25 protein-coding genes are annotated in these 22,147 nt (G+C 68.6%); 10 read left to right on the top strand and 15 right to left on the bottom strand.

Going from position 1 to position 22,147, the window contains the following annotated elements:
- Positions 1-672 carry a GntR family transcriptional regulator gene (locus IPF36_RS09395; protein ID WP_195427843.1) on the top strand — a complete coding sequence of 224 codons (672 nt, stop codon included), beginning with the start codon at positions 1-3 and terminating at the stop codon, positions 670-672.
- A gap of 166 nt (positions 673-838) precedes the next feature.
- A complete protein-coding gene (locus IPF36_RS09390) occupies positions 839-1,009 on the top strand; it encodes a hypothetical protein (protein WP_165971468.1) in 171 nt (56 codons plus the stop codon).
- Positions 1,010-1,189: 180 nt separating this feature from the next.
- Here the strand turns inward: IPF36_RS09390 and IPF36_RS34570 are convergent, their stop codons facing one another.
- Positions 1,190-1,312 carry a hypothetical protein gene (locus IPF36_RS34570; RefSeq protein WP_255519723.1) on the bottom strand — a complete coding sequence of 41 codons (123 nt, stop codon included), beginning with the start codon at positions 1,310-1,312 and terminating at the stop codon, positions 1,190-1,192.
- Positions 1,309-2,247: a LysR family transcriptional regulator gene (locus IPF36_RS09385; RefSeq protein ID WP_133094449.1), complete on the bottom strand. Its 939-nt coding sequence runs from the start codon at positions 2,245-2,247 to the stop codon at positions 1,309-1,311. Before IPF36_RS09385 ends, IPF36_RS34570 begins: the two co-directional genes overlap by 4 nt.
- 214 nt (positions 2,248-2,461) lie before the next feature.
- On the opposite strand from IPF36_RS09385, the gene IPF36_RS09380 reads away from it, so the two are divergent.
- Both IPF36_RS09380 and IPF36_RS09375 read left to right on the top strand, forming a co-directional pair.
- Complete coding sequence (locus IPF36_RS09380) at positions 2,462-3,439, top strand: 3-hydroxyacyl-CoA dehydrogenase family protein (protein WP_195427842.1); 978 nt, start codon at positions 2,462-2,464, stop codon at positions 3,437-3,439.
- The gene (locus IPF36_RS09375) at positions 3,436-4,323 is read left to right on the top strand and encodes a 3-keto-5-aminohexanoate cleavage protein (protein WP_135702872.1); all 888 of its coding nucleotides are present in this window, start codon (positions 3,436-3,438) and stop codon (positions 4,321-4,323) included. The genes IPF36_RS09380 and IPF36_RS09375 overlap by 4 nt, the downstream gene beginning before the upstream one ends.
- Positions 4,324-4,383: 60 nt before the next feature.
- Here IPF36_RS09375 and IPF36_RS09370 read toward each other — a convergent pair whose 3' ends face one another.
- Positions 4,384-4,659, bottom strand: a complete 276-nt coding sequence (locus IPF36_RS09370) for a hydroxyquinol 1,2-dioxygenase (protein WP_133094452.1) — start codon at positions 4,657-4,659, stop codon at positions 4,384-4,386.
- 292 nt (positions 4,660-4,951) lie between these two features.
- On the opposite strand from IPF36_RS09370, the gene IPF36_RS09365 reads away from it, so the two are divergent.
- Positions 4,952-5,266, top strand: coding sequence for an H-NS family nucleoid-associated regulatory protein (locus tag IPF36_RS09365; RefSeq protein WP_135702871.1), 315 nt, complete (start codon positions 4,952-4,954; stop codon positions 5,264-5,266).
- 77 nt (positions 5,267-5,343) lie between these two features.
- On the opposite strand, the gene IPF36_RS09360 is transcribed toward IPF36_RS09365, so the two are convergent.
- On the bottom strand, positions 5,344-5,790 hold the full coding sequence (locus IPF36_RS09360) for a hypothetical protein (RefSeq protein ID WP_133094454.1): 447 nt from the start codon (positions 5,788-5,790) through the stop codon (positions 5,344-5,346).
- 215 nt (positions 5,791-6,005) lie between these two features.
- Here IPF36_RS09360 and IPF36_RS09355 point away from each other — a divergent pair, with 215 nt between their 5' ends.
- From IPF36_RS09355 to IPF36_RS09345, 3 genes are all read left to right on the top strand, one after another.
- Positions 6,006-6,707: a heavy metal response regulator transcription factor gene (locus tag IPF36_RS09355; RefSeq protein WP_133094455.1), complete on the top strand. Its 702-nt coding sequence runs from the start codon at positions 6,006-6,008 to the stop codon at positions 6,705-6,707.
- Positions 6,704-8,155 carry a heavy metal sensor histidine kinase gene (locus IPF36_RS09350; protein ID WP_135702870.1) on the top strand — a complete coding sequence of 484 codons (1,452 nt, stop codon included), beginning with the start codon at positions 6,704-6,706 and terminating at the stop codon, positions 8,153-8,155. The genes IPF36_RS09355 and IPF36_RS09350 overlap by 4 nt, the downstream gene beginning before the upstream one ends.
- A gap of 129 nt (positions 8,156-8,284) precedes the next feature.
- Positions 8,285-8,695, top strand: a complete 411-nt coding sequence (locus IPF36_RS09345) for a VOC family protein (RefSeq protein WP_135702869.1) — start codon at positions 8,285-8,287, stop codon at positions 8,693-8,695.
- A 94-nt stretch (positions 8,696-8,789) separates the two neighbouring features.
- On the opposite strand, the gene IPF36_RS34565 is transcribed toward IPF36_RS09345, so the two are convergent.
- Complete coding sequence (locus IPF36_RS34565) at positions 8,790-8,921, bottom strand: hypothetical protein (RefSeq protein ID WP_255519733.1); 132 nt, start codon at positions 8,919-8,921, stop codon at positions 8,790-8,792.
- Positions 8,922-9,017: 96 nt separating this feature from the next.
- On the opposite strand from IPF36_RS34565, the gene IPF36_RS09340 reads away from it, so the two are divergent.
- Entirely contained in the window at positions 9,018-11,168 is a 2,151-nt protein-coding gene (locus IPF36_RS09340) for a heavy metal translocating P-type ATPase (protein ID WP_368671132.1), read from the top strand.
- Positions 11,169-11,249: 81 nt separating this feature from the next.
- On the opposite strand, the gene IPF36_RS09335 is transcribed toward IPF36_RS09340, so the two are convergent.
- The 8 genes from IPF36_RS09335 to IPF36_RS09300 all read right to left on the bottom strand — a co-directional run bounded on the left by IPF36_RS09335 (position 11,250) and on the right by IPF36_RS09300 (position 19,375).
- On the bottom strand, positions 11,250-12,155 hold the full coding sequence (locus IPF36_RS09335) for a polysaccharide deacetylase family protein (protein WP_195427840.1): 906 nt from the start codon (positions 12,153-12,155) through the stop codon (positions 11,250-11,252).
- Between the two features lie 13 nt (positions 12,156-12,168).
- The gene (locus IPF36_RS09330; RefSeq protein WP_133094460.1) at positions 12,169-13,221 is read right to left on the bottom strand and encodes a bifunctional UDP-4-keto-pentose/UDP-xylose synthase; all 1,053 of its coding nucleotides are present in this window, start codon (positions 13,219-13,221) and stop codon (positions 12,169-12,171) included.
- Positions 13,218-14,147 carry a formyltransferase gene (locus IPF36_RS09325; RefSeq protein WP_195427875.1) on the bottom strand — a complete coding sequence of 310 codons (930 nt, stop codon included), beginning with the start codon at positions 14,145-14,147 and terminating at the stop codon, positions 13,218-13,220. Before IPF36_RS09325 ends, IPF36_RS09330 begins: the two co-directional genes overlap by 4 nt.
- The gene (locus IPF36_RS09320) at positions 14,147-15,142 is read right to left on the bottom strand and encodes a glycosyltransferase (RefSeq protein ID WP_133094461.1); all 996 of its coding nucleotides are present in this window, start codon (positions 15,140-15,142) and stop codon (positions 14,147-14,149) included. The genes IPF36_RS09325 and IPF36_RS09320 overlap by 1 nt, the downstream gene beginning before the upstream one ends.
- Positions 15,121-16,293 carry a DegT/DnrJ/EryC1/StrS aminotransferase family protein gene (locus tag IPF36_RS09315; RefSeq protein ID WP_133094462.1) on the bottom strand — a complete coding sequence of 391 codons (1,173 nt, stop codon included), beginning with the start codon at positions 16,291-16,293 and terminating at the stop codon, positions 15,121-15,123. The genes IPF36_RS09320 and IPF36_RS09315 overlap by 22 nt, the downstream gene beginning before the upstream one ends.
- A gap of 103 nt (positions 16,294-16,396) precedes the next feature.
- Complete coding sequence (locus IPF36_RS09310; RefSeq protein ID WP_133094463.1) at positions 16,397-16,768, bottom strand: EamA family transporter; 372 nt, start codon at positions 16,766-16,768, stop codon at positions 16,397-16,399.
- A gap of 19 nt (positions 16,769-16,787) precedes the next feature.
- Complete coding sequence (locus IPF36_RS09305) at positions 16,788-18,527, bottom strand: glycosyltransferase family 39 protein (protein WP_135702865.1); 1,740 nt, start codon at positions 18,525-18,527, stop codon at positions 16,788-16,790.
- Between the two features lie 284 nt (positions 18,528-18,811).
- Entirely contained in the window at positions 18,812-19,375 is a 564-nt protein-coding gene (locus IPF36_RS09300; RefSeq protein ID WP_135702864.1) for an HdeD family acid-resistance protein, read from the bottom strand.
- 199 nt (positions 19,376-19,574) lie between these two features.
- Here IPF36_RS09300 and IPF36_RS09295 point away from each other — a divergent pair, with 199 nt between their 5' ends.
- The gene (locus tag IPF36_RS09295) at positions 19,575-20,480 is read left to right on the top strand and encodes a hypothetical protein (protein ID WP_135702863.1); all 906 of its coding nucleotides are present in this window, start codon (positions 19,575-19,577) and stop codon (positions 20,478-20,480) included.
- Between the two features lie 92 nt (positions 20,481-20,572).
- Here the strand turns inward: IPF36_RS09295 and IPF36_RS09290 are convergent, their stop codons facing one another.
- Complete coding sequence (locus IPF36_RS09290) at positions 20,573-20,881, bottom strand: amino acid ABC transporter permease (protein ID WP_133094468.1); 309 nt, start codon at positions 20,879-20,881, stop codon at positions 20,573-20,575.
- Positions 20,882-21,075: 194 nt separating this feature from the next.
- The gene (locus tag IPF36_RS09285; protein ID WP_195427839.1) at positions 21,076-22,017 is read right to left on the bottom strand and encodes an amino acid ABC transporter substrate-binding protein; all 942 of its coding nucleotides are present in this window, start codon (positions 22,015-22,017) and stop codon (positions 21,076-21,078) included.
- Positions 22,018-22,147 lie beyond the last annotated feature (130 nt).

Here is a 22,147-nt window from a genome sequence, read left to right as displayed (position 1 = left end):
ATGCCGGACATCACCCCACAGTCCGAAGCCGGCGCCATGCAGCAGGCCGTCGATACGCTGGAGGAGGACATCGTCTTCGGCCGCCTGCATCCGCGCGAGCGGCTGACCGAGGACGACCTGATGGCGCGCTTCGCCCTCAAGCGGCATGTGGTGCGGCAGGTGCTGGCGGGGCTGGAGGCGATCGGCGTGGTCGAGCGCAAGCGCAATGTCGGCGCGGTGGTGCGCGCGTTCTCCGCGCGCGAGGTGCTGGAACTGTACGCACTGCGCGAAGTGCTGGAATGCCATGCCGCCGCGCAGATCGACCTGCCGGTGCCGCCGGCGCGGCTGGCGCCGCTGGCCGCGGTGCAGAAGCAGCATGACGCCGCCGTGGCCGCTGGCGATGCGCGCGCGGTGTTCCGCATCAACCAGGCCTTTCACCGCGAGCTGTTCGCGCTGACCGGCAATGCCGTGCTGCAGCAGGCCATCGGCGACTATGCGCGCCGCACCCACCCGATCCGGTTCGGCACGCTGGCGGCCGCGGCCTATCGCGAGCGCGCTCGGCAGGAGCACTGGGCCATGATCGAGGCGCTGCAGCAGGGCAACCGCGAGGCGCTGGTGGAACTGTGCCGCCGCCACCTGCTGCCGTCGCGCGATGCCTATCTCGCCGCGGCGCAGGCCCGGGGCGCTGCCTGAACCCTGCGGACAGCCCCGGCGGGCCGCATTGCGGCCACCGCCCTGTGGCAGCGGCATCACAGCGAAGTCAGAACCCGCCTACGCCGCCGTCCGCCATCGTCCTATCCCTTGCGCGCGTGACGCTGCCTACATTGGAAGCAGCGTCACCACCGCAAGGAGCCGATTCATGTCATTCGCGCTATACATCATTGGCTTGCTGGTCCTGGTCGGCGGCATCGCCTGGGCGATGTCAACGGCCGGCCTCGCGACCGTTTATATCGGCATCGCCTGCCTGATCGTGCTCGGCGTCGGCATCATGATGGCCGTCTCGCGCACGCGTACCAAAGACCCTTCCTGAAGCCTGCGGGCCCGGCTCCGTGCCGGGCCTGTCCTGACGGCGGCGGCGGATCGGCAGCCCGAAGCGATCGGCCAGCGCGCGCCAGCGGCCGGTCGCGAGCCCGGCTCGATGCCGTGCGGGTAATGGTGCGCGGCATCGCGAGCTCCCACATCATGCGCAGGTGGCGCCAGTTCGGCGGGTTCAGGCGCGTCGGCCCGAGCGCGCTGGCCATAAGGCCGGCGCAGACCACCGCGACCACTGCACCACCGCGACGATGGCCGGCAGCGCGCCGGCCAGGATCAGGATATCGACGATGATGCTCATGCGCTGGCCTCCATGGCGCCGGCGCCGGCAGCGGCGGGATGCGCCAGCTGCGCGCGCACCGCCGCGGCAAGTTCGGCGGCGGCGGGGGACAGCGAGCGGTTGCGCGAGGTCACCAGCCCGATCGAGCGCTCGGTCACTGGCGCGGTCAGTAACCGCTCGACGATGCCGGCCTGGCGCACCGTGCCGGCCGCAATCTCTGGCAGCGCCGCCACGCCGAAGCCGCATTCGACCATGGCCGCGATGGTGGCCAGGTGCTCGGCCTCGAACACCGGCTGGAAGCGGATCTTGTTCTGCAGGAAGGCCCATTCGGCGTACTGGCGCACGCTGCTGGGATGCGTCATCGATACGTGCGGCGCGGTGGCGGTATCGGCCCAGCGCAACGGGCCGCTGCTGCGCGCCAGCGGGTGCGCCGAGGGGATCAGCAGCACGAAGCGGTCGGACAGCAGCGGCTCGTAATGCAGGTCGGCCTGCTGCGGATCGGCCGCCGTCAGCGCAAAGTCCACCTCGCCCGCGCGCACCAGGTCGAAGGCCGGGCCCGACAGCGTGTCGATCACCTTCAGCGCCACTTCCGGGCGCGCCCGGTGGTAGGCCATCAGCACGCGCGGCAGCATGCGCGCCGCCAGCGACGGCAGCGCCGCCACGGCCACCTGGCCGCGCTCGGCGCTGGCAATGCCGGTAACGGCGTCGATGGCGCCGCGGAAGGCGGCCTGCAGCAGCGCGGCCTGCTGCATAAAGACCTGGCCCGCGGCGGTCAGGCGCACGGTGCGGGTGGTGCGATCGAACAGGCGCACGCCGAGCGATTCCTCGATACGCAGGATCTGCGTGGACAGGGCGGACTGGGACAGGTGCAGCTGGGTGGCGGCCTGGCGGTAATTGAGCGTGCGGCCGAGCACCAGCGTGGTCTCGATGTCCCGCATCGACAGGTTGATTTTCATGGTCAGGCAGTGGCGGGCGCGGTGTGCGCCGCGGAAGACATGAGCGGCACGAGCGGTCGGATCGTGCGATTGATCTGATTTGTGGATCATTTTATCCAGAGAATCGACTTCATCAATCAAAGCGAGTTCTCTACACTGCCGGGATTCCGTTGCCCGGCGCGCCACTGCGGCCCCCGGGGCGGCACCAATCCCGCAGGACTTCCCCGGAGAACCTATGCCGAACCCGACCGAAGCGGTCACTGCCAGCCCACTGGGCCGTCCCGGCGCCGCCCATGCGGTGGTGGTGGGCGGCGGCACCATGGGCGCCGACGTCGCCGTGGTGCTGACCCGCGCCTTGTGCCGCACCACCGTGATCGAGCCTGACGCCACGCGCGGCGCCGCGCTGCCCGGGCGGGTGCGCGACAACCTGGCCGCCATCGGCCGCGCCGACGGCGCCGCATGCCTGTCCGTGGCCGCCACGCTGGACCAGGTGGAATGGGCCACCGTCGAGCTGGTGATCGAATGCATCCCCGAGCGCCTGGAACTCAAGCAGCAATTGTTTGCCGACCTGGTCCGCCGCGCGCGGGCGGACACGGTGCTCGCCAGCAACAGCTCCAGCTTCCCGATCAGCGCGATCGGCGCCGGGCTGGAGTCGCGCGAGCGCATGCTGGGCCTGCATTTCTTCATGCCGGCGCACCTGGTGCCGCTGGTCGAAGTGGTGATGGGCGAAGACAGCGACGAAGGCCGCGCCGACGCGCTGATCGCGTTCATGCGCCGCTGCGCGATGGTGCCGGTGAAAGTGCGCAAGGACCTGCCCGGCTTCCTTGCGAACCGGCTGCAGCACGCGCTGTCGCGCGAGGCCTTCAACCTGATCGACCGCGGCATTGCCTCGCCCGAGGACGTGGATGCGGCGGTGCGCTTCGGCTTCGGCTTCCGCTTTCTGGCGGCTGGCCCGGTGCTGCAGCGCGACCATGCCGGCATCGACGTGCACGCCGCCGCCGGCGCCACCATGTACCCGAGCTTCTGCAACGACGACCATCCCGCGCGCTGCCTGGCCGAGCGCGCCGCCGACGGCCGCCACGGCATGAAGCGCGGCGAGGGCTTCTATGTCTGGAGCCCCGCAGCCATTGCCGCCGAGCGCGCGCGCTACGACCGCCTGCTGCGCGCCGGCCTCGACCTGATCGCTCCTGAATTGCCCGAGATCCAGCCATGACCCAAGCCAATCCGTCTGCCTCGACACAAGCCGCCGCGGCCCGCGCGGCGCTTGCCGATTCCCCGCTGATCGTCACGGTCGCGCCCAACGGCGCCTACAAGCAGGCTGCCGACCACCCCGCGGTGCCGCTGACCGCCGCGGCGCTGGCACAGGAAGCGCGCGCCTGCCTCGATGCCGGCGCCGCCATGATGCATATGCACGTGCGCGATGCGCAGGGCCGCCATTCGCTCGACGCGCAGGCCTACCGCGACGCGCTGGCCGCCGTGAAGCAGGCCGTCGGCGATTCGCTGCTGGTGCAGGTGACCAGCGAAGCCGCCGGCGTGTACAAGGCCCCCGCGCAGATGGCGATGGTGCGCGAGCTGCGGCCCGAAGCCGTGTCGGTGGGTTTGCGCGAGGTGGCCGTGCCGGAGATCCCGGAAAGCGAGCTGGCCGCGTTCTTCGCGTGGCTGGCGCGCGAACGCGTGATGACGCAGGTCATCCTGTACGACGCGGCCGACGTGCGCCGCTGGCATGCGCTGCGCGCGCGCGGACTGGTGCCGGCGGGTGCGTGGTCGCTGCTGTATGTGCTGGGGCGCTATTCGGCGGGGCAGGTCTCGTCGCCGCACGACCTGCTGCCGTTCCTGCAGGTGGCCGCGGAAAGCGACGATGCGCTGCCGTGGGCGATCTGCGCCTTTGGCCGCGAAGAGAATGCCTGCGTGACCGCGGCCGCCGCGTTCGGCGGCCATGTGCGGGTGGGCTTCGAGAACAACCTGCTGCTGCGCGACGGCAGCCGCGCGCCCGGCAACGCCGCGCTGGTGGCGCAGGCCGTGCAGGGCGGACTCACGCTGGGCCGGCCGATCGCCGACGCCGCGGATGCGCGCCGGATCTACGGCGCGGTGCGCTGATGCGGTCCCGCGTGCGCGCCGTGGTGGGCACAATGGTGGCCGCGCGGCGGGCGGCCGAGGTCAGGCGCCGTCGCTGAAGCTGTCGCGCGGACCGTTCGGGTTGTGTGCGCCGTCGGTGAAGGTGCTGCGGGTGCCGGTGGCGGTGTGTGCGCCATCGGTAAAGCTGCTGCGGGTACCGGTGGCCGTATGCGCGCCGTCGGTGAACGAGCTGCGCGTGCCGGTGACGCTGCGCGCGCCGTCGCTGAACGGATCGACGCTGCGCGGTGCTGCCTGCGCGGTGCCGACCGCGGCCGCAACCAGTGCGGTGGCGACAAAGACTTGCCTGAGTGCTTGCATGGATGCTTCTCCGTAAGAGTGCCAGCCCGGTACGGGTGGCGGTAGAGAGAAGTCTAGGCACTGGCCATCCACGCCAGCATGACGCCGACATGACATTGCCGTCATGCAGCATTTGCCCTGCGCGGCAAGCGCACGGCAAATGCAGGGAAATGCAAGGAAATGCGCCGCGCCGTCGCGCGCAAACGCCGGCAGCACCGGCAAAGGCTGTAGAATCATGGCTATCCGACCGGCCTGCGGTTCCATCGCCGGTCCTCATTGCCCGCGGAAATGCAGCGGGCCTCTCACGATAGTCATGTCCGAGTCTGATTCAGCCAAACTCGCTGCGGTGGCGTGGATCCACGAGCAAATGGACCGTCATGCGCTGACGCTTGACGACCTGGTCGCCGCGGGATGCTTCGACAAGGTCCCGGCGCGCGCTGTGGAACCCTCACGCAAGGCCGCGCCCGAGGCCGGCGCCGATGTTGCCAGCGCCAAATCCAATGGCGCACCGCGTCCGCTCTACCGCAATGCCCTGGGGCAAAGCTGGGACGGCGAGGGCGAATACCCCGACTGGCTGCAGCGCGCGGTCAATGCGGGGCAATCGATCGAGTTCTTCCGCGTCGAATAAGCCGCACGCGCAGCGCCAGCGGCTTGCGGCAATAAGCGGGTAGCAGTCAGGAACGCCGCCAGGCGCGGCGTTGCGCTTCAGCAGCGCGAGGCAAAAGGCAGCAGGTCGGGCAGCAGGTCGTTGAATACCGCCGGTGTCGCCATCGGGGCCGCATGCGCCCAGTGGGCCATCACCTCGGGCGGCAGTTCCGGCAGTTCGCCCGCGGCGGCGGCAGGTTGGCCCGGCAGCGTTGCGGTGTCGTCGTCCGACGGCTGCGGCGACCCGTCCTGCAGTTGCAGCGGCACGCCTTGTCCGCCGGGTTCCACCATGACCTGCACGGCGGCGCCGCGGCAGCTGCCTTCGCTGCCGCCACCCAGTGCGGCTTCGGCTTCCATCTTGGCCGCTGCGTGCCGTTCCGGCAGCGACAGCCCCGCGGCCTGCACTGCGCTGCATACGGTCGTCACGGCCGCCAGGGCACCGGATACCGGCGCGAGCAGTGCAAGCGACAGCAGCAGGGAGTTCGACAGGCGCGGCAGGCGTTTCATCAAGGCGGGCGAAGGCTAAGCGGACAGGTAATCGAAATCGCGCGGAGCGCGGGGGGAACCATCGGCCGGGCCGGCGGTCACCGCGCATTTTACTGGCATTTCCCCGCAGAAAGCCGTCTTTGCCATGACATTTCTGAAATCTTTGCCCATTTCCCGCCATCCTCGGCTAGCGTTACGCCATGGCGGCACTGGTGCCGCCGGAAAGTGACTGACACATGCGTATCCTGATTGTCGAGGACGAACCCAAGGCGGGCGACTACCTGCTCAAGGGCCTCACCGAATCCGGCTTCGTGGTGGACCTGGCGCGCGACGGTGTCGACGGCCTGGCCCACGCGCGCGAGCACCCCTACGACCTGATCGTGCTGGACGTGATGCTGCCCAACCTTGACGGCTGGCAGGTGCTGCGCGAGCTGCGCCGCGAGCGCGACACGCCCGTGCTGTTCCTGACCGCGCGTGACGAGCTGTCGGACCGCCTCAAGGGCCTGGAGCTTGGCGCCGACGACTACATGGTCAAGCCGTTCGCCTTCGCGGAGCTGGTGCTGCGCATCCGCACCATCCTGCGCCGCGGGCCGCTGCGCGAGAGCGAATTCATCGAAGTGGCCGACCTGCAGATCGATGCCATCCGCCGTCGCGTGGTGCGCGCCGGCCAGAAGATCGACCTGACCTCCAAGGAGTTTGCGCTGCTGTACCTGCTGGCGCGCCGCCGCGGCGAGGTGCTGTCGCGCTCGCTGATCGCGTCGCAGGTGTGGGACGTCAACTTCGACAGCAACACCAATGTGGTCGACGTATCGATCCGGCGCCTGCGCGCCAAGGTCGACGACCCGTTTGCGCGCAAGCTGATCCATACCCGGCGCGGCATGGGCTATGTGCTGGATGACGGCGAAGACAGCGATGGCTTCGGGCCCGGCGCGGCATGATGCGGCTGCCGTCGTCCCTGACCACGCGGCTGGCGCTGGCGTACGGGCTGGCCACGGCCGCGATCCTGGTCAGCGTGGCAGCCTACCTGTCCAGCGCGCTGTCGGCGCAGCTGCAGGGCCGCGACGAGAGCGAACTGGTCGGCGAAGTGCTGCTGGTGCGCCACCTGCTGCGCGAAGTGCGCAGCGAGGCTGAGATCCGCGCCGATACGCACCGGTTCGCCGATATCGCCATGGGCCATGAGGGGCTGATCCTGGTGGTGCGCTCGCGCCAGGGCGAGCCGCTGGTCACGCTCAATCCGCGCAACGAGTCCGTGCCGCCGCTGCGCGTGCTGCCGGCCGGCATGCAGCCGGAGAAAGACATGCTGCAGACCTGGTATCCGCGCAACGGCGTGCCTTCGCGCGGCATTGCCGCGCTCGGCCAGCTCGGGGATTCCGACAAGGCCGTCGAGATCGTGGTGCTGCGCGATGCCGGCTACCGCGTGGCGCTGATCCGCGAATACCGCTACCGGTTGCTGTGGGCGACGCTGTGCGGCGCGGCCGCGGCGGCCGGGCTCGGTTTCGTGCTGGCGCGGCGCGGTCTGCAGCCGCTGCGGCGCATGGCAACCGACGCGGCCGCGGTGACCACCAGCCGGCTTGCCACGCGGCTCGATGTGGGCAGTGCGCCCGCCGAGCTGCGCGAACTGGCGGCCGCGCTCAACGACATGCTGGCGCGGCTGCAGGACAGCTTCTCGCGGCTGTCCGAGTTCTCGGCCGACCTGGCGCACGATTTCCGCACCCCGATCAGCAACCTGATCGGCCAGACCCAGGTAACGCTGGCGCAAAGCCGCGGCGCGGCGGAATACGAGGCGCTGCTCGAATCGAACCTGGAAGAATACGAACGGCTGGCGCGCATGATCGAGAACATGCTGTTCCTCGCGCGCGCCGACCATGCGCAGGTGGCGCTGGGCGTGCGCACGCTGGATGCGCGTGAAGAGCTCGACAAGATGGCCGAGTATTTCGAGGCGGTCGCGGCCGACCGCGACGTCACGCTGGCGGTTGGCGGACACGCGCTGGTGCAGGCCGACCAGGCGCTGCTGCGGCGCGCGGTCACCAACCTGCTCGACAACGCGCTGCGCCACGCGCCCGAGGGAACCACGGTGCGGCTGGATGCCACGCGCGTTCCCGCGCCGGGTGGGGCGGCCAACACCTGCATCCGCGTCAGCAACGCGGGACCGGCGATCCCGCCGGACACCCTGCCGCATATCTTCGGCCGCTTCTACCGCGCGGACCCGTCGCGCCGCAATTCGGCCACTTCGACCGGCCTCGGGCTGGCAATCGTCGACACCATCATGCGGCTGCACGGCGGCAGCGTGACCGTGCGCAGCGCCGACGGCGAAACGGTGTTCTCGCTGCAATTCCCGGCCGAAACCTCGGCCGCGGCGACGCAGGCTCCCGCCACGGTGGCCTGAAGCGATCGGCAGCGGACCGCTGCGCTTGCATGTGCCCGGCACGCGCGCATAATGGCGCGCGTGCCGGCAAGGCAACTCCGGCCGGCGCATCCACACGCAACCAGGATCACAACCCACAAGGAGAGTGACATGCAGGTGCAACCCTATCTGGATTTTGGCGGCCGCTTCGACGAAGCCGTGGCGTTCTACGGCAAGGTGCTGGGCGCGCAGGTGACATTCGCGATGCGCTACAAGGAGGCGCCGCCGGACCAGGGCATGCAGATCCCGGAAGACTGGAAGGACAAGGTGATGCACGCCAATATCCAGTTCGGCGAGACCCAGCTGATGGCGTCCGATGGCCGCCCGGGCGAGCGGCCGGCCTTCAGCGGCTTCAGCCTGTCGGTCGGCGCGGTCGGCAAGGAAGAGGGTGAGCGCATTTTCAACGGACTGGCCGAAGGCGGGCAGGTGGTGGTGCCGTACCAGAAGACGTTCTGGGCCGAAGGCTTCGGCATGCTGGTGGATCGCTTCGGCATGTCGTGGATGGTCAATTGCGAGCACTAAGGGTCCGCTTGAAGCCTGCTTGACTCTGTAGCCGCTACAGGGTCTTCAATGTCATCAGGTCAAACCACGCGAACAACAAGAGATGGCTCGCACGTCACCTGAAGACGCACTGCCCCGGGATCATGCCGGCCCGGGGCACGATCACTCCGGACGCCGCCATGAACATGCCCACGATCACGTCCATGATCACGGTCCTGGCCATGCTCATGGCCACAATCACGGGCATGCACATTCGCAGGCCGCCCCGGACGCCGCGGCGCCCTCTTGCTGTGGCGGTGGCTGCTCGTCAACGATTGCGCTGACGCCGGCCGCGCCCGTCGAGGTGCCGGCCGGAACCCGCACCGCCGCCTATCGCATCGACGCGATGGACTGCCCCACCGAGGAAACGCTGATCCGCAACAAGCTGGGCAATATGGCGGGCGTGGCGGCGCTGGAGTTCAACCTGATCCAGCGGGTGCTGACGCTCCACCATACGCTGCCGTCGCCGGAGCCGGTGGTCGCGGCCATCCGCAGCCTCGGCATGCAGGCGGTGCCGCTGGATGCCGAAGCCGCGCAGCAGGTCCTGCCCGAGACCACCGCACGCAAGCCGTGGTGGCCGCTGGTGCTGGCCGGCGTGGCCGCGGTCGGCGCGGAAGCGACCGAATGGCTGGCGCTCGGCCTGCCGTGGCTGCCGGCCGCGCTGGCGCTGGCGGCGGTGGCGCTGGGTGGCCTCACCACCTACCGCAAGGGCTGGATCGCGCTGCGCAACGGCAACCTGAATATCAATGCGTTGATGAGCATCGCCGTCACCGGCGCGCTGCTGCTGCGGCAATGGCCCGAAGCGGCGATGGTGATGGTGCTGTTCGCGCTGGCCGAGCGCATCGAGGCAGCGTCGCTCGACCGCGCCCGCAATGCCATCCGCGGGCTGATGGCGATGGCGCCGGAGCAGGCGACGGTGCGCCGCGACGACGGCAGCTGGGAAGCCGTGTCCGCGGCCAGCGTCGCCGTCGGCGCGCTGGTGCGGCTGCGCCCCGGCGAGCGCGTGGCGCTGGACGGCAAGGTCGTGCGCGGCCAGTCGGCGCTGGACCAGGCACCGATCACCGGTGAAAGCGTGCCGGTCGACAAGGCCGAAGGCGATCCGCTTTTCGCCGGCTCGATCAACCAGTCGGGCGAGCTGGAATACACCGTGACCGCGCCCGCCGGCGACTCCACGCTGGCGCGCATCATCCACGCGGTGGAAGCCGCGCAGGGCAGCCGCGCGCCGACGCAACGCTTCGTCGACCAGTTCGCGCGCATCTACACCCCCACCGTGTTCGCCATTGCCGTGGCGGTGGCGGTGGTGCCGCCGCTGCTGGCTGGCGGTGGCTGGGCCGACTGGATCTACAAGGCGCTGGTGCTGCTGGTGATCGCCTGCCCGTGCGCGCTGGTGATTTCCACGCCGGTGACCATCGTCAGCGGCCTGGCCGCGGCCGCGCGCCGGGGCATCCTGGTCAAGGGCGGGGTCTACCTGGAGCAGGGCCGGCACCTGGCCTGGGTGGCGCTGGACAAGACCGGCACGATCACGCACGGCAAGCCGGTGCAAACCGACCATGCGCTGCTGGCCGACGCGCCGCCGCAGGTGCGCGCCATTGCCGCCAGCCTGGCCGCTCGCTCGGACCACCCGGTGTCGCGCGCGGTGGCCGCCGCCGCGGCGGGCGAAGGCATTGCGACGCTGCCGGTGGACGATTTCGAGGCGCTCGCGGGGAGCGGCACGCGTGGCACGGTGCAGGGCGTGGAATACCGGCTTGGCAATCACCGGCTGGTGCATGACCTGGGCGCCTGCTCGCCGGCGCTGGAGGCACGCCTGGAAGCGATCGAGCGCGAAGGCAAGACCGTGGTGCTGCTGGTGCGCGTCGAAGGCAACGGCGCCGCGACCGCGCTGGCGCTCTTTGCGGTGGCCGACACGGTACGCCAGACCAGCCGGCAGGCGATCGCCGGACTGCATGCGCTGGGCGTGAAGACGCTGATGCTGTCGGGCGACAACCCGCATACCGCGCAGGCCATCGCGGCCGAGGTCGGCATCGACGAGGCGCGCGGCAACCAGTTGCCGCAGGACAAGGCCGACGGCATCGCCGCGCTGGCCGACGCCGCGCATGCGCGCGGCGGCCGCATCGGCATGGTCGGCGATGGCATCAACGATGCGCCGGCGCTGGCGCGCGCCGATATCGGCTTCGCCATGGGCGCGGCCGGCACCGACGCCGCCATCGAAACCGCCGACGTGGCGCTGATGGACGACGACCTGCGCAAGATTCCGGAGTTCGTCCGGCTGTCGCGCCGCACCTCGCGCATCCTGGTGCAGAACATCACGCTGGCGCTGGGCATCAAGGCGGTGTTCCTGGCGCTGACTGTGATGGGGATGGGGACGATGTGGATGGCGGTGTTCGCCGATATGGGGGCGAGCCTGCTGGTGGTGTTTAATGGGCTGCGCGTGGGGGCAGCCAGCCGCAGGGACTGAGTATTGCCACGGGTTTGCTCCCCTCCCGCTTGCGTCGCTTGCGGGAGAGGGGAGCCTGGTTCAGACGGCGTTGGCTGCGGCTCAGCGCGATAACACTTCGGGCTGCACAATCAATTCCCCGCTCCGCCCGGGAATCTCCCCCCACGTCACCGGCAACTGTGGCAGCCCGCTGCGCTCCAGCCCGCGATACCACGCCGCCATCGACACCAGCTCGTGCCCCTGCGCGCGCCATCCCGCCAGCAGCCGCTCGAACACCGGCGCCAGCTTGCCGCCTTCCAGTTCGGTATGCAGCGTAAAGACATGGTCCCCCGCGCCTTCGGTCAGCTTCAGCAGCGCAGTATGGACATTGTCTTCGGTCAGCCCGCCGGTGCCGATCAGCTCGTCCAGCGTCGGCAGCGTGGTCGGCATCTGCACGTGCCGGCACGGCACGCCGTCGATGGTGGGGATATAGGGCGCCGTGCCGCGCCCGTCCGACGCATAGGCCATGCCCCAGTCGTCGATCTGGCGGAACGCATCCTCGTTCATCTGCCAGCCCGCTGCGCCATGCGTCGCCGGCGGTTCGCCGAAGACCTCGGTGTAGCGCGCAAACGCCTGCTGCATCTGGCGCCGGGTCCAGGCCGCATCGCGCTCGCGCACGTTGTCCTGCCAGTAGACGTGGTCCCAGGTGTGGATGCCGCACTCGTGGCCGGCGGCGCGGGCCGCGCGCATTTCCGCCGCGCCCTTGCGCCCGATATCCGGGCCCGGCAGCAGCACGCCGTACATCAGCGTGCGCAAGCCATAGTTGGATACCACCGAGGTGCGCGACACCTTCTTCAGGAAGCCCGGCCGGAAGACGCGCCGCAGCGCCCAGCCGGTATGGTCAGGCCCGAGGCTGAACAGGAAGGTGGCCTGTGCCTGCGCGGCGTCCAGCATCGACAGCAGCTTCGGCACGCCTTCGCGCGTGCCGCGCAGCGTGTCGACGTCGACCTTCAGGGCAATGCGTGCCATCTGCGGTGCGCGCTCAGTTGGCCGAGTCGACCAGCGTGCGGGCCTCGACCACCTTGCAGCGATACGCCTCGAAGATGCGGCGCAGCGACTGCTCCATCGTGACCTCGGGCTTCCAGCCCAGCTCTTCGACGGTGTTGTCGATCTTCGGCACGCGGTGCTGCACGTCCTGGTAGCCCTTGCCGTAGAAGTCGCCCGACGAGGTTTCGACGATCTGCGTCTTGCGCGCCTCCTCGGCGTATTCGGGGTAGTCCGCGGCCATCTTCAGCATCATCTCGGCCAGCTCGCGCACCGAATGGATGTTGGCCGGATTGCCGATATTGAAGATCTTGCCGCTGGCGATGCCGCTCGGGTTCTCGATGATGCGCATCAGCGCGCCGATGCCGTCCGAGATATCGGCGAACGCGCGCTTCTGCGCGCCGCCGTCGACCAGCCTGATCGGCTCGCCGCGCACGATATGGCCGAGGAACTGCGTCACCACGCGCGACGAGCCTTCCTTCGACTCGAAGATCGAGTCCAGGCCCGCGCCGATCCAGTTAAAGGGGCGGAACAGCGTGTAGTTCAGCCCTTGCTCCATGCCGTAGGCGTGGATCACGCGGTCCATCAGTTGCTTGGAGCAGGCATAGATCCAGCGCGGCTTGTTGATCGGGCCGTAGACCAGCGGCGAGGCTTCCGGGTCGAACTCCTCGTCGCTGCACATGCCGTAGACCTCCGAGGTCGACGGGAACACCAGGTGCTTGCCGTACTTGACCGCGGCGCGCACGATCGGCAGGTTGGCCTCGAAATCCAGCTCGAACACGCGCAGCGGCTGGCGCACGTAGGTGGCCGGCGTGGCGATGGCGACCAGCGGCAGCACCACGTCGCACTTGCGGATGTTGTACTCGATCCACTCTTTGTTGATGGTGATGTCACCTTCGAAGAAGTGCATGCGCGGGTGATCGACGAGGTCGCCCAGGCGGTCCGTGTTCATGTCCATGCCGTAGACCTCCCACGGCGTGGTTTCCAGGATGCGGCGCGTCAGGTGATGGCCGATGAAGCCGTTGACGCCGAGAATCAGGACCTTTTTCATCGGTTTTCCTCGTTGGTTTGTTTTCTGAGAATCTGGGAAAAGGTATCGGGCGTGACCAGCGCCCCGTCATGCGCCAGCAATTCGGTCACGAGCACCGCACCGCCATCGCCGCACAGGCCAAGCAGCCTGCCGTCCTGCACGTGCAGGCCGGGCGGCAAGCCGGCGGGTGCGCTGCCGGCCTGGAGGCGGCGCGCCCGCGCCACGATAAAGCGCTGTCCGGCCACCTCGGTGAATGCGCCGGGGTAGGGCGGCGCGACCGCGCGGATGAGGTTGTAGACGCTCGCAGCCGGCTGGCTCCAGTCGATGCGGCCGTCTTCCGGCCTGCGCCCGGAGAAATAGCTGCCTTCCGCAAGCCGGTTGGGCCGCTGCGGCGTCTGCCCGGCGATCATCGCCGGCAACGCGCGCCACAGGGTCTGTTCGGCGGCCACCGTGACCTTTTCGAAGACTTCGCCGGCGGTGTCGTCCGGCAGGATCGGCACGGCGGTCTGGTCGACGATATAGCCCGCATCCGGCCTCGCTTCCATTGCATGCAGCGTTGCGCCGGTTTCGGTCTCGCCGTGCAGCACCGCCCAGTTCACCGGCACGCGGCCGCGGTACTTCGGCAGCAGCGAGCCGTGCATGTTGAAGGCGCCGCCAGGAGCCAGCGCCAGCACTGCCGCCGGAATCATCGCGCGGTAGTAGAAGGAAAAGATCACGTCCGGGCGCGCGTCGCGCACTGCCTGCGCGATCGCGGGATCGGCAGGATCCTCGCCGTAGATAAAGGGAAGGCCCAGCTCCGCGGCGGTGTCCGCGACACGGCGGAACCAGATGTTCTCGTCGGGACGGTCGCGGTGCGTGATGACCAGCGCCACTTCCACGCCGCGCGCATGCAGCACGCGCAGGCAGCGGTCGCCGACATTGTGGTAGCCGAAGACGACAGCGCGCATCATGGCTCCCGGCCCTTGCGGCCCAGTGCGGCGTGCGCCGGGTCGGCCTTTTCCAGCACCGCCTGGATGCGGTAGCGCGGGCGGCCGCGCACTTCCTGGTAGATGCGGCCGACGTACTCGCCCAGCAGGCCCACGCCGAACAGCAGGATGCCGATCAGGAAGAAGTTCATGGCGAACAGCGTGAACACCCCCTGCACTTCCGAGCCGAGTACAAAGCGGCGCACCAGCAGCATCACGAACAGCACGCCGGAGAACAGCGACAGGATCGTGCCGATCGCCGAGAACCACTGCAGCGGCACGATCGAGAAGCCGGTCACCAGGTCGAAATTCAGGCGGATCAGCTGGTACAGCGAATATTTCGATTCACCCGCATGGCGCTGCTCGTGGCCGACCTCGATCTCGATGGGATTCGACGCGAAGGTGTAGGCCAGCGCGGGGATGAAGGTGTTGACCTCGCGGCACGCGTTGATGGTGTCGATCACGTTGCGGTCATAGGCGCGCAGCATGCAGCCCTGGTCCGTCATGCGGATCTTGGTGATGCGCTCGCGCAGCCGGTTCATCGCGCGCGACGCGTAGCGGCGGAATGCGGTGTCGTTGCGCTGGCGGCGGATGGTGCCGACGTAGTCATGGCCGGCGCGCATCGCTTCGACCAGGCGCGGGATTTCTTCCGGCGGGTTCTGCAGGTCGGCGTCGAGGGTGATCACGATCCTGCCGCGGGTATGCTCGAAGCCCGCCAGGATCGCCATATGCTGGCCGAAGTTGCCGTTGAACAGCACCACCCGGGTCACGTCCGGGCGCTTGTGGAACTGCGTGGCCAGCAGCGCCGCAGAGCGGTCGGTGCTGCCGTCGTTGATGAAGATGATCTCGTAAGAGTCGCCGAGGCCATCCAGCGCCGGATAGAGGCGGTCGAACAGGGCTTGCAGCCCGTCTTCTTCGTTGTAGACCGGAATGACTACCGAGACTTCGACCGGGCTCATGTGGAGAGACGTTTGCATGTTTCGCTGAGGGTTGCGCAGACCCGCTCGACGTCGGCGGCTTGCATCGCGGGGAACAGCGGCAGCGTGACGATGCCGCGCCCGATGCGTTCGGCATGCGGCAGCATGCCCTCGCGCCAGCCGAGCGAGCGGTAGTAGGTAAAAAGATGGATGGGCGGGTAGTGCACGCCGGTGCCGATGCCACGCTCGCGCAGGGCTTCCATGACCTGCCGGCGCGCCTGCGCCGGACCGCCCTGCAGGCGTTCGGTCGGCAGCACCACCTGGAACATGTGCCAGTTGGTGGTGGCGGCCTGGGCATCGAGCGGCTGCGGCAGCTCGATGCCCAGGCCGGCGAGGCCATGGTCGGCGGCGCAGCGGAAGTAGGCCTCGGCCAGTTCGGCGCGGCGTGCGGTAATGGTGTCGAGCTTTTCGAGCTGGGCCAGGCCGACGGCGGCATTGACGTCGGTCAGGTTGAACTTGCCGCCGGGTTCTTCCACGTCCATGCCGTCCATGCCGGTGCGGATCACGCCCTGCAGCCGCAGGCGCTCGGCGCGCACCGCTTCTTCCGGCGTGTTCATCACCAGGCAGCCGCCCTCGATGGTGGTGATGTTCTTGTTGGCCTGGAAGCTGAAGCTGACCAGGTCGCCGAACGCGCCGATGCGCTGGCCCCGCCAGCGCGAGTCGATCGCCTGGGCGGCGTCTTCGATCACGCGCAGGCCATGCTTCGATGCGATGGCGTAGAGGCGGTCCATGTCGACCGGCAGGCCCGACAGGTACACCGGCATGATCGCGCGCGTGCGCGGCGTGATGGCCGCCTCGACCGCGTCCAGGTCCAGGTTGCGCGTGCGCGGGTCGATGTCGACGAACACCGGGCGCGCGCCGACCGCGATCACCACGTTGGCGGTGGCGACCCAGGTGATCGGGGTAGTGATGACTTCATCGCCAGGGCCGATATCCGCAATGCGCAGCGCGATTTCCATCGTCGCCGAGCCGTTGGCGAAGGTGCGCACCGGGCGTCCGCCGAACAGGTCAGACAGCGCGGCCTCGAAGGCCTGCATCTTCGGCCCGGAGGTGATCCAGCCGGACGCCAGCACCCTGCCGACATCGGCAATGGCGGCGGCATCGATTTCAGGCCGGACAAAGGGCAGGAACTCGGAAGCGGGAGCAGTCATGGGCTAAAAAACGAAAAAATCCGCGAAGAATCGGTTCCGGTCGGCAAGTCAGGCAGGCAAGTCCGGCCAGGCAAGCCAGGCCAGGCAAGCCAGGACAGCCCGGTCACGAACGGGCGATCAGGAAGACGCCAGCCAGTATCAGCAGGATGCCGGCCACGCGCAAGGGACCGATCATCTCGCCGAACAGCCACCAGGCGGCGAGCGCGTTGACCACGTAGCCGAGCGATAGCATCGGGTAGGCGACCGACACGTCCACGCGCGACAGCCCCACGATCCACACGCCGACGCTGACCACGTACAGCGTCAGGCCGGCCAGCACCGGCCATTGGGTCAGCACGCGCAGTGCCGTGACGAGCAGCGTGCCGCGATCCAGCGTGATCGCGCCGATGGTGTTGACGCCGGCCTTGAGCAGCAGTTGGGCGGCTGCGTTGAGCAGCACGCCGGTAACGATAAACAGGAAAGTCGAGAGCGTCATGGCGCCGGGTGGTGCAAAGTTACTGTCCTTGGGATGGCGCGTGCGGGCCTTCGCCCGGCAGGGCGAAGTTGGCGACCGCCACGCGCCGGCGATCGCCGCCGATCCGGTGCATCGGCACGCCGCGCGCCGCCAGCATCTTGTAGGTCTCGGGCATCATGATCGCCACGGCGCGCTGGCCGTCCTGCCAGCGCGAGATAAAGCCGTCGATGGTGGGGATCCACTTCTGCGGCTCCTGGCCGATGCCGAATTCCAGTTCGTCCTGATGCGCGACCATGATGGCAGTGCGGCGCAGGTAAAACGGCAGCGTATGGTCCAGCATGCCGACGCTGTACAGCGGCATCTGCGGCGTCAGCACTGCATTGATCGCCGGCGCCAGGTCCGCGCCGGAGCCGGGCCGCCCCATCGCCTCGTGGCCACGCAGCGCCACCGTGCAGCAGGCGAACATCGCCAGCGCGTACACCACAATGCTGGGAAATACGCCGCGCGTGCGCAGCAGCCGCCGCGCAGCGATGGCCCCGGCCAGCATGATGGCAAAGGCAATGGCGATCCACAGGGTGAATTCGCGGTACACGGCATTGGGCGTGCTTGGCTTGTCCAGCATGGCGACGAAGGGGCACGCCAGCAGCCCGATGACCGCCAGCGCAATCACGGCATTGACCTGCCAGCGCCACGCGCGTTCCGTGACCGTGTCCAGCGCCACGCCCGCCAGCAGCGCCAGCGCCGGGAAGATCGGCACGATATAGCCCGGCAGCTTGGAGCCGGACAGGCTGAAGAACACGAAGATCGCCGCGGCCCACAGCGCCGCCAGCAGCGCGGGCTGGAACGGCCGCGGCGTAGTGCCGCGCGCGACGCCGGCGCGCTCGCGCACCGCCTGCCACATCTGTGGCGCCAGCCCCAGCCAGGGCAGGAATCCGGCCAGCAGCAGCGGCACGAAGAACCAGATCTTGCCTTCGCGCTGGTGAACGTTCGAGGTGTAGCGCTGCCAGTGCTCGTGGATAAAGAAGAAATGCGGGAATTCAGGGTTGCGCACCGACACCAGCCAGAACCACGGCACGGTGACCGCGAGCAGCACCGCCATGCCGGCCAGCACATGGAGCCTGCGCCACAGGCCAAAATCGCGCGTGGCGACGGTATAGACCACCAGCACCAGGCCGGGCAGCGCCAGCCCGACCAGCCCCTTGACCAGCACCGCCACGCCCATGGCGGCCCAGCAAGCCAGCATCCAGTTGCGGCGCGCGGCGGGCGTGGCGTGCGGGTGCTGCGCAATCAGCATGCAGGCCAGCACGCACGCCATCGCTCCCGCCAGGGTCATGTCCAGCGAATTGAAATGCCCGGCGACATTCCACATCGGCGCCGCCACCAGCGCCAGCCCGGCCAGCAGCGCCACGCGCTGCCCATACCACCGCGCCGCGGCCAGCATGGTTGCGCCCAGGCCAAGCAGGCCGGACAACGCCACGCACAGGCGCGCCTGCCAGTCGCCGACGCCGAACAGCGTATAGGCCAGCGTGGTCACCCACAGGTGGAAGGGCGGCTTCTCGAAGTACTTGAGCTCGTGGTAGCGGATCGTCACCCAGTCGCCGGTGACAAACATCTCGCGCGCGATTTCGGCGTAGCGGCCCTCGTCCGAGCGCAGCAGGTGGCGCATATCGAGCGTGCCGAACCAGACCAGCAGGATGGCGAGGCTGACCAGCACGACGGCACTGGTGGTGGTGGCACCTACTGACAGCCCGGCATACCGCGAGGTCGATGAACTACGCATGGAGCTCCTGGAAAAACGACGGATTGGGATGGTCTTGCGTGGGTGCACGACGACGGCAAGCCATCACAACGCATTGCGCGGTCCGTTGGTGGACAGGCGCTGGCGGCTTTTTCAGAACCAGCCGCAAGTCATGCGGGATGGCCGCGCCGATGCGGCTGCCAGGCGCATGGGAGGCCAAAGCCGCCGCGTGGGCACGCGCGGCGGGCAATGGTAGCACGGTGTCGGGGTGACCCGTCAGTCGCAAAGCCAGCGGCGGGCGGGCCGGTGGGCCCGCCGGATGGCGTTCAGGCCGCCTGGATGCCTGCCGCGGCAGGACGCGCGCGGCGCAGGCGGAACGCGACGCCGAGCAGCAGGACGCCGCACACGATGGCCCAGGCGCCGATCATCCACAGCACCGCCAGCGCCCCCGCCAGCGGCTGCCACAGCACCAGGAAGGCAAAGGCGATGCTGACCAGCCCGGTCAGGATCAGCCACCATTCGTTGGGAATCTCCTTGCGCAGCCGGATCGCCGCGACGATCTGCAGCACGCCGGTGGCCAGCGACCATACCGCGATATAGACCAGCAGCGACAGCGCGGTGATGGCCGGGCTGAACCACGTCAGCGCGCCCACGCCGAGACCGAGCAGGCCCTGCAGCGCAAGGATCCAGCGGTCGCTGGTCTCGCGGTCCTTGCCGGAGATGGCCATGACCAGCGCCATCAGCCCGTCGGCCGCGGCAAACGCGCCGAACACGATCACCAGCGCGGCCAGCGTGGCGATCGGCGCGAAGAACGCGCAGACGCCGAATACCAGCGCAAACAGGCCGCGCAGGGCGACCACCCACCATAGTTTCGCGTAGTACTGAAGCATGGAACCTCCTCTGGGCCCGCGCGCGGGGGGCCGGTGCACGGAAACAGCCCGGCGATCGCGGACGGTGGTGCGGGCCGCCGATAAGTTATCAGCGAGATAGCCACTTGCACGAAAAACACGAATAATCTGAGTGACCAGGCGGTCGTCTGGCAGGCCGGGCGCTATCGGGGGCGCCAAGACATTCTAGACAGGGATTCATGTGAAGACAAAGGCGCAGCAATACCGGCTTGCAAATCTTGCCGCGCTGGCAGGCCTGTGTCTGGCCATGCCGGCGGCGGCACAGCCGGCCGCGCCCGCCGGCGCTGCCGCCGCGACCGCGGTCAGCGCCGCGGCGCAGGTGGCCGCCACGCAGATGGCCGCGTCGGCAGCGGCGGTGCTCTGCAACGCGCCCTGGTTCCGTTCCGGCTCGCATGTGCAGATGGAGGGCGACGGCGCCCTGCCGATGTCGATCCGCATGACGCTGCGCGACGTCGGCCGCAGCGCATCCGGATGCCGCGCGCAGCTGACGGTCAGCTCCAAGTCCGCGATGTCGGCGCTGATGGGGCCGCCGGTGATCATGGAGCAGGTGCATGAGGTCGTGATCGACCGGCGCACGCCGAATGACGAGACCAGCATCGAAAGCCAGCATGCCATCATCAACGCCCGGGCCCGCTATGCGCGCATGTACGGCGAAGCCTCGTTCCGGGGCAAGGGCGTCTTCAACTACGCCGGCCTGGAGTTGCGCGAAGGCAGCACGCTCGACGGCGAGACGTTCCAGTCCAGCGTATCGCTCAAGGTCTACCCGCTCGGCTCCGGCGAAGTGGTCAGCACCATGCGCGCGCTGCATGCGTCGATCCACATCGGCTCGCGCCAGGTTGGCCGCCGCCAGATGATCGAGACCGTCATGGGGCGCAAGGAGTGCCTGCCGATCACCTATGAGAAGCGCACGTCGCTGGGGCCTGTGCTGGTGGGCGAGGAAGTGGTGCAGGTCGAGCCTTCGGTGATGCATGTGACCGACTGGTACTGCCCGTCCGATGCCTTCGTGCTGCGCACCGAGGTGAGGCAGGATGGCAAGGTGCAGCGCATCGACGTCACCGCGCTGGAGCGCGACACGCAGATGCCTTGAACGGGCTTCGGAACGGCTTTGAGCAGGCTTTGGCCTGCGCAGGGCGCAAAAAAACCCGCCTCGGCGGGTTTTTTCGTCGGAGCCGTTGCGGTTCAGCTGGCAGCCTGCGCCGGAGCGGCCTTCTTCTTGGACGACTTCTTGGACGACTTCTTGGCCGGCTTCTGCTCGGTGGCCGGTGCGGCGGGGTTCAGGTCGCTGCGCGTGCTCTTGTTCGCGCCCTGGCTGTACGGGTCGAACTTGTCGCCGGACTTGGCACCCTGGGAGTACGGGTCGAACTTCTCGCCCGACTTGGCACCCTGGGAATACGGATCGAACTGCTTCTTGCCGGTACCCTGCGCGTGGACAGCCAGCGAGGCAGCGCCGAGGCAGAGCGCGATCGCGGTCGCGACAAACTTGTTCATGATTTCTCCTGAGAAATGCCGCCGTCGGGCGGTCGTGTATGTGGCCTGTCCCACACGGGGACGGCTCGGGCCAGTGTCGCCAACATCGTTCGTCGCTGTCAACTTGGGGCTTGCCCGGCGCGGCACTCTCATGGAAATCCTGAATTGCGGCCCCGGACCGGTTCCGGTTCCGGCTCTCCCGGTGTGAACCGGAGTTACTCGGTGACGGCGTCCGACGGGTGCTTCCACGCGGCGCGCACCTCGCCCGACGGCGCCAGCGCCAGGTTGATGCCGCGGCTGCCGATGGGCTGCTGGAACCAGCGTTTCTGCAGCGCGATCACGTCCTGGCCGGTGAAGGCCACGCCCAGGGTCTGGTCGACCAGGCGCTTCCATTCCGGGTCGGCCTTGGACAACATCAGCGCATTTTGCTCGATCGACAGGGACGGGCCCACGATCACGTACTGCGACGGATCCTTGGCGCGCGCGCGCAGGCCGGCCAGCAGCACGTCATCCATCACGAAGGCCTGGGCGCGGCCGGATTCCAGCAGCAGGAACGACTCGCCATGGTCCTTGGCGTAGACGTCGTGGTAGCCATACTGGCCCTTCAGCCGGCGCACGTGGCGGTCGCCGGTCGAGCCCGCGCTGGTGACCACGGTCTTGCCGCGCAGGTCGCCGAACGTGCGGATGCCAGAGTCGGCGCGGACCAGCATGCGCACGGTCGAGACATAGTGCGAGACGCTGAAGGCCACCTGCTTCTGACGTTCGAGCGAGTTGGTGTTGGGGGCGCAATCGAGGTCGACCAGGCCGTTGACCACCGCGGGGATGCGGTTTTGCGGCGTCAGCGGCATCCAGCGCACCTTCAGGTCTTTCAGGCCCAGCTTCTGGCGCGCGGCTTCGGCAGCGCGCAGGCACAGGTCGACCGCATAGCCGGCCGGCTGGCCCTTGTCGTCGGCAAAGGAAAAGGGCAGTGCCGATTCGCGATAGCCCAGCACGATGGTGCCGGAATCGCGGATCTTGTCGAGCACGGGGGTTTGCGGCTGGGCATGGGCCGCAGCCGGTGCCAGCGCGGTGACCATGACGCCGAAGGCGAGCGCCGCCAGGGGGCGACGCGCATTAGACAAGCGGGCGAGCAGGGAAGACAGGGCAGGGACGGACATTCGAGCAAACCGGAGAGCTAACCGCAGGCGCGGCAAAAACGCTAGGGTATACCCGGGTCTTTGCTCGGCGAAGGATAAAGTCGTCATAAGCAAATGCTTCTCTGGTGAGACATGAATGGCGCGGCAAGCA

It is taken from the genome of Cupriavidus sp. IK-TO18 (assembly GCF_015549295.1).
Classification (GTDB): domain Bacteria; phylum Pseudomonadota; class Gammaproteobacteria; order Burkholderiales; family Burkholderiaceae; genus Cupriavidus; species Cupriavidus oxalaticus_A.
The sequence above is the reverse complement of the archived record's forward strand: the minus strand, read 5'-3'. Positions and strand labels throughout refer to the sequence as shown.

Coding starts and splice junctions, on each gene's coding strand:
- IPF36_RS09395 (WP_195427843.1), top strand. CDS start 1: ATGCCGGACATCACCCCACAGTCCGAAGCCGGCGCCATGCAGCAGGCC.
- IPF36_RS09390 (WP_165971468.1), top strand. CDS start 839: ATGTCATTCGCGCTATACATCATTGGCTTGCTGGTCCTGGTCGGCGGC.
- IPF36_RS34570 (WP_255519723.1), bottom strand. CDS start 1,312: ATGAGCATCATCGTCGATATCCTGATCCTGGCCGGCGCGCTGCCGGCC.
- IPF36_RS09385 (WP_133094449.1), bottom strand. CDS start 2,247: ATGAAAATCAACCTGTCGATGCGGGACATCGAGACCACGCTGGTGCTC.
- IPF36_RS09380 (WP_195427842.1), top strand. CDS start 2,462: ATGCCGAACCCGACCGAAGCGGTCACTGCCAGCCCACTGGGCCGTCCC.
- IPF36_RS09375 (WP_135702872.1), top strand. CDS start 3,436: ATGACCCAAGCCAATCCGTCTGCCTCGACACAAGCCGCCGCGGCCCGC.
- IPF36_RS09370 (WP_133094452.1), bottom strand. CDS start 4,659: ATGCAAGCACTCAGGCAAGTCTTTGTCGCCACCGCACTGGTTGCGGCC.
- IPF36_RS09365 (WP_135702871.1), top strand. CDS start 4,952: ATGTCCGAGTCTGATTCAGCCAAACTCGCTGCGGTGGCGTGGATCCAC.
- IPF36_RS09360 (WP_133094454.1), bottom strand. CDS start 5,790: ATGAAACGCCTGCCGCGCCTGTCGAACTCCCTGCTGCTGTCGCTTGCA.
- IPF36_RS09355 (WP_133094455.1), top strand. CDS start 6,006: ATGCGTATCCTGATTGTCGAGGACGAACCCAAGGCGGGCGACTACCTG.
- IPF36_RS09350 (WP_135702870.1), top strand. CDS start 6,704: ATGATGCGGCTGCCGTCGTCCCTGACCACGCGGCTGGCGCTGGCGTAC.
- IPF36_RS09345 (WP_135702869.1), top strand. CDS start 8,285: ATGCAGGTGCAACCCTATCTGGATTTTGGCGGCCGCTTCGACGAAGCC.
- IPF36_RS34565 (WP_255519733.1), bottom strand. CDS start 8,921: ATGCCCGTGATTGTGGCCATGAGCATGGCCAGGACCGTGATCATGGAC.
- IPF36_RS09335 (WP_195427840.1), bottom strand. CDS start 12,155: ATGGCACGCATTGCCCTGAAGGTCGACGTCGACACGCTGCGCGGCACG.
- IPF36_RS09330 (WP_133094460.1), bottom strand. CDS start 13,221: ATGAAAAAGGTCCTGATTCTCGGCGTCAACGGCTTCATCGGCCATCAC.
- IPF36_RS09325 (WP_195427875.1), bottom strand. CDS start 14,147: ATGCGCGCTGTCGTCTTCGGCTACCACAATGTCGGCGACCGCTGCCTG.
- IPF36_RS09320 (WP_133094461.1), bottom strand. CDS start 15,142: ATGCAAACGTCTCTCCACATGAGCCCGGTCGAAGTCTCGGTAGTCATT.
- IPF36_RS09315 (WP_133094462.1), bottom strand. CDS start 16,293: ATGACTGCTCCCGCTTCCGAGTTCCTGCCCTTTGTCCGGCCTGAAATC.
- IPF36_RS09310 (WP_133094463.1), bottom strand. CDS start 16,768: ATGACGCTCTCGACTTTCCTGTTTATCGTTACCGGCGTGCTGCTCAAC.
- IPF36_RS09305 (WP_135702865.1), bottom strand. CDS start 18,527: ATGCGTAGTTCATCGACCTCGCGGTATGCCGGGCTGTCAGTAGGTGCC.
- IPF36_RS09300 (WP_135702864.1), bottom strand. CDS start 19,375: ATGCTTCAGTACTACGCGAAACTATGGTGGGTGGTCGCCCTGCGCGGC.
- IPF36_RS09290 (WP_133094468.1), bottom strand. CDS start 20,881: ATGAACAAGTTTGTCGCGACCGCGATCGCGCTCTGCCTCGGCGCTGCC.
- IPF36_RS09285 (WP_195427839.1), bottom strand. CDS start 22,017: ATGTCCGTCCCTGCCCTGTCTTCCCTGCTCGCCCGCTTGTCTAATGCG.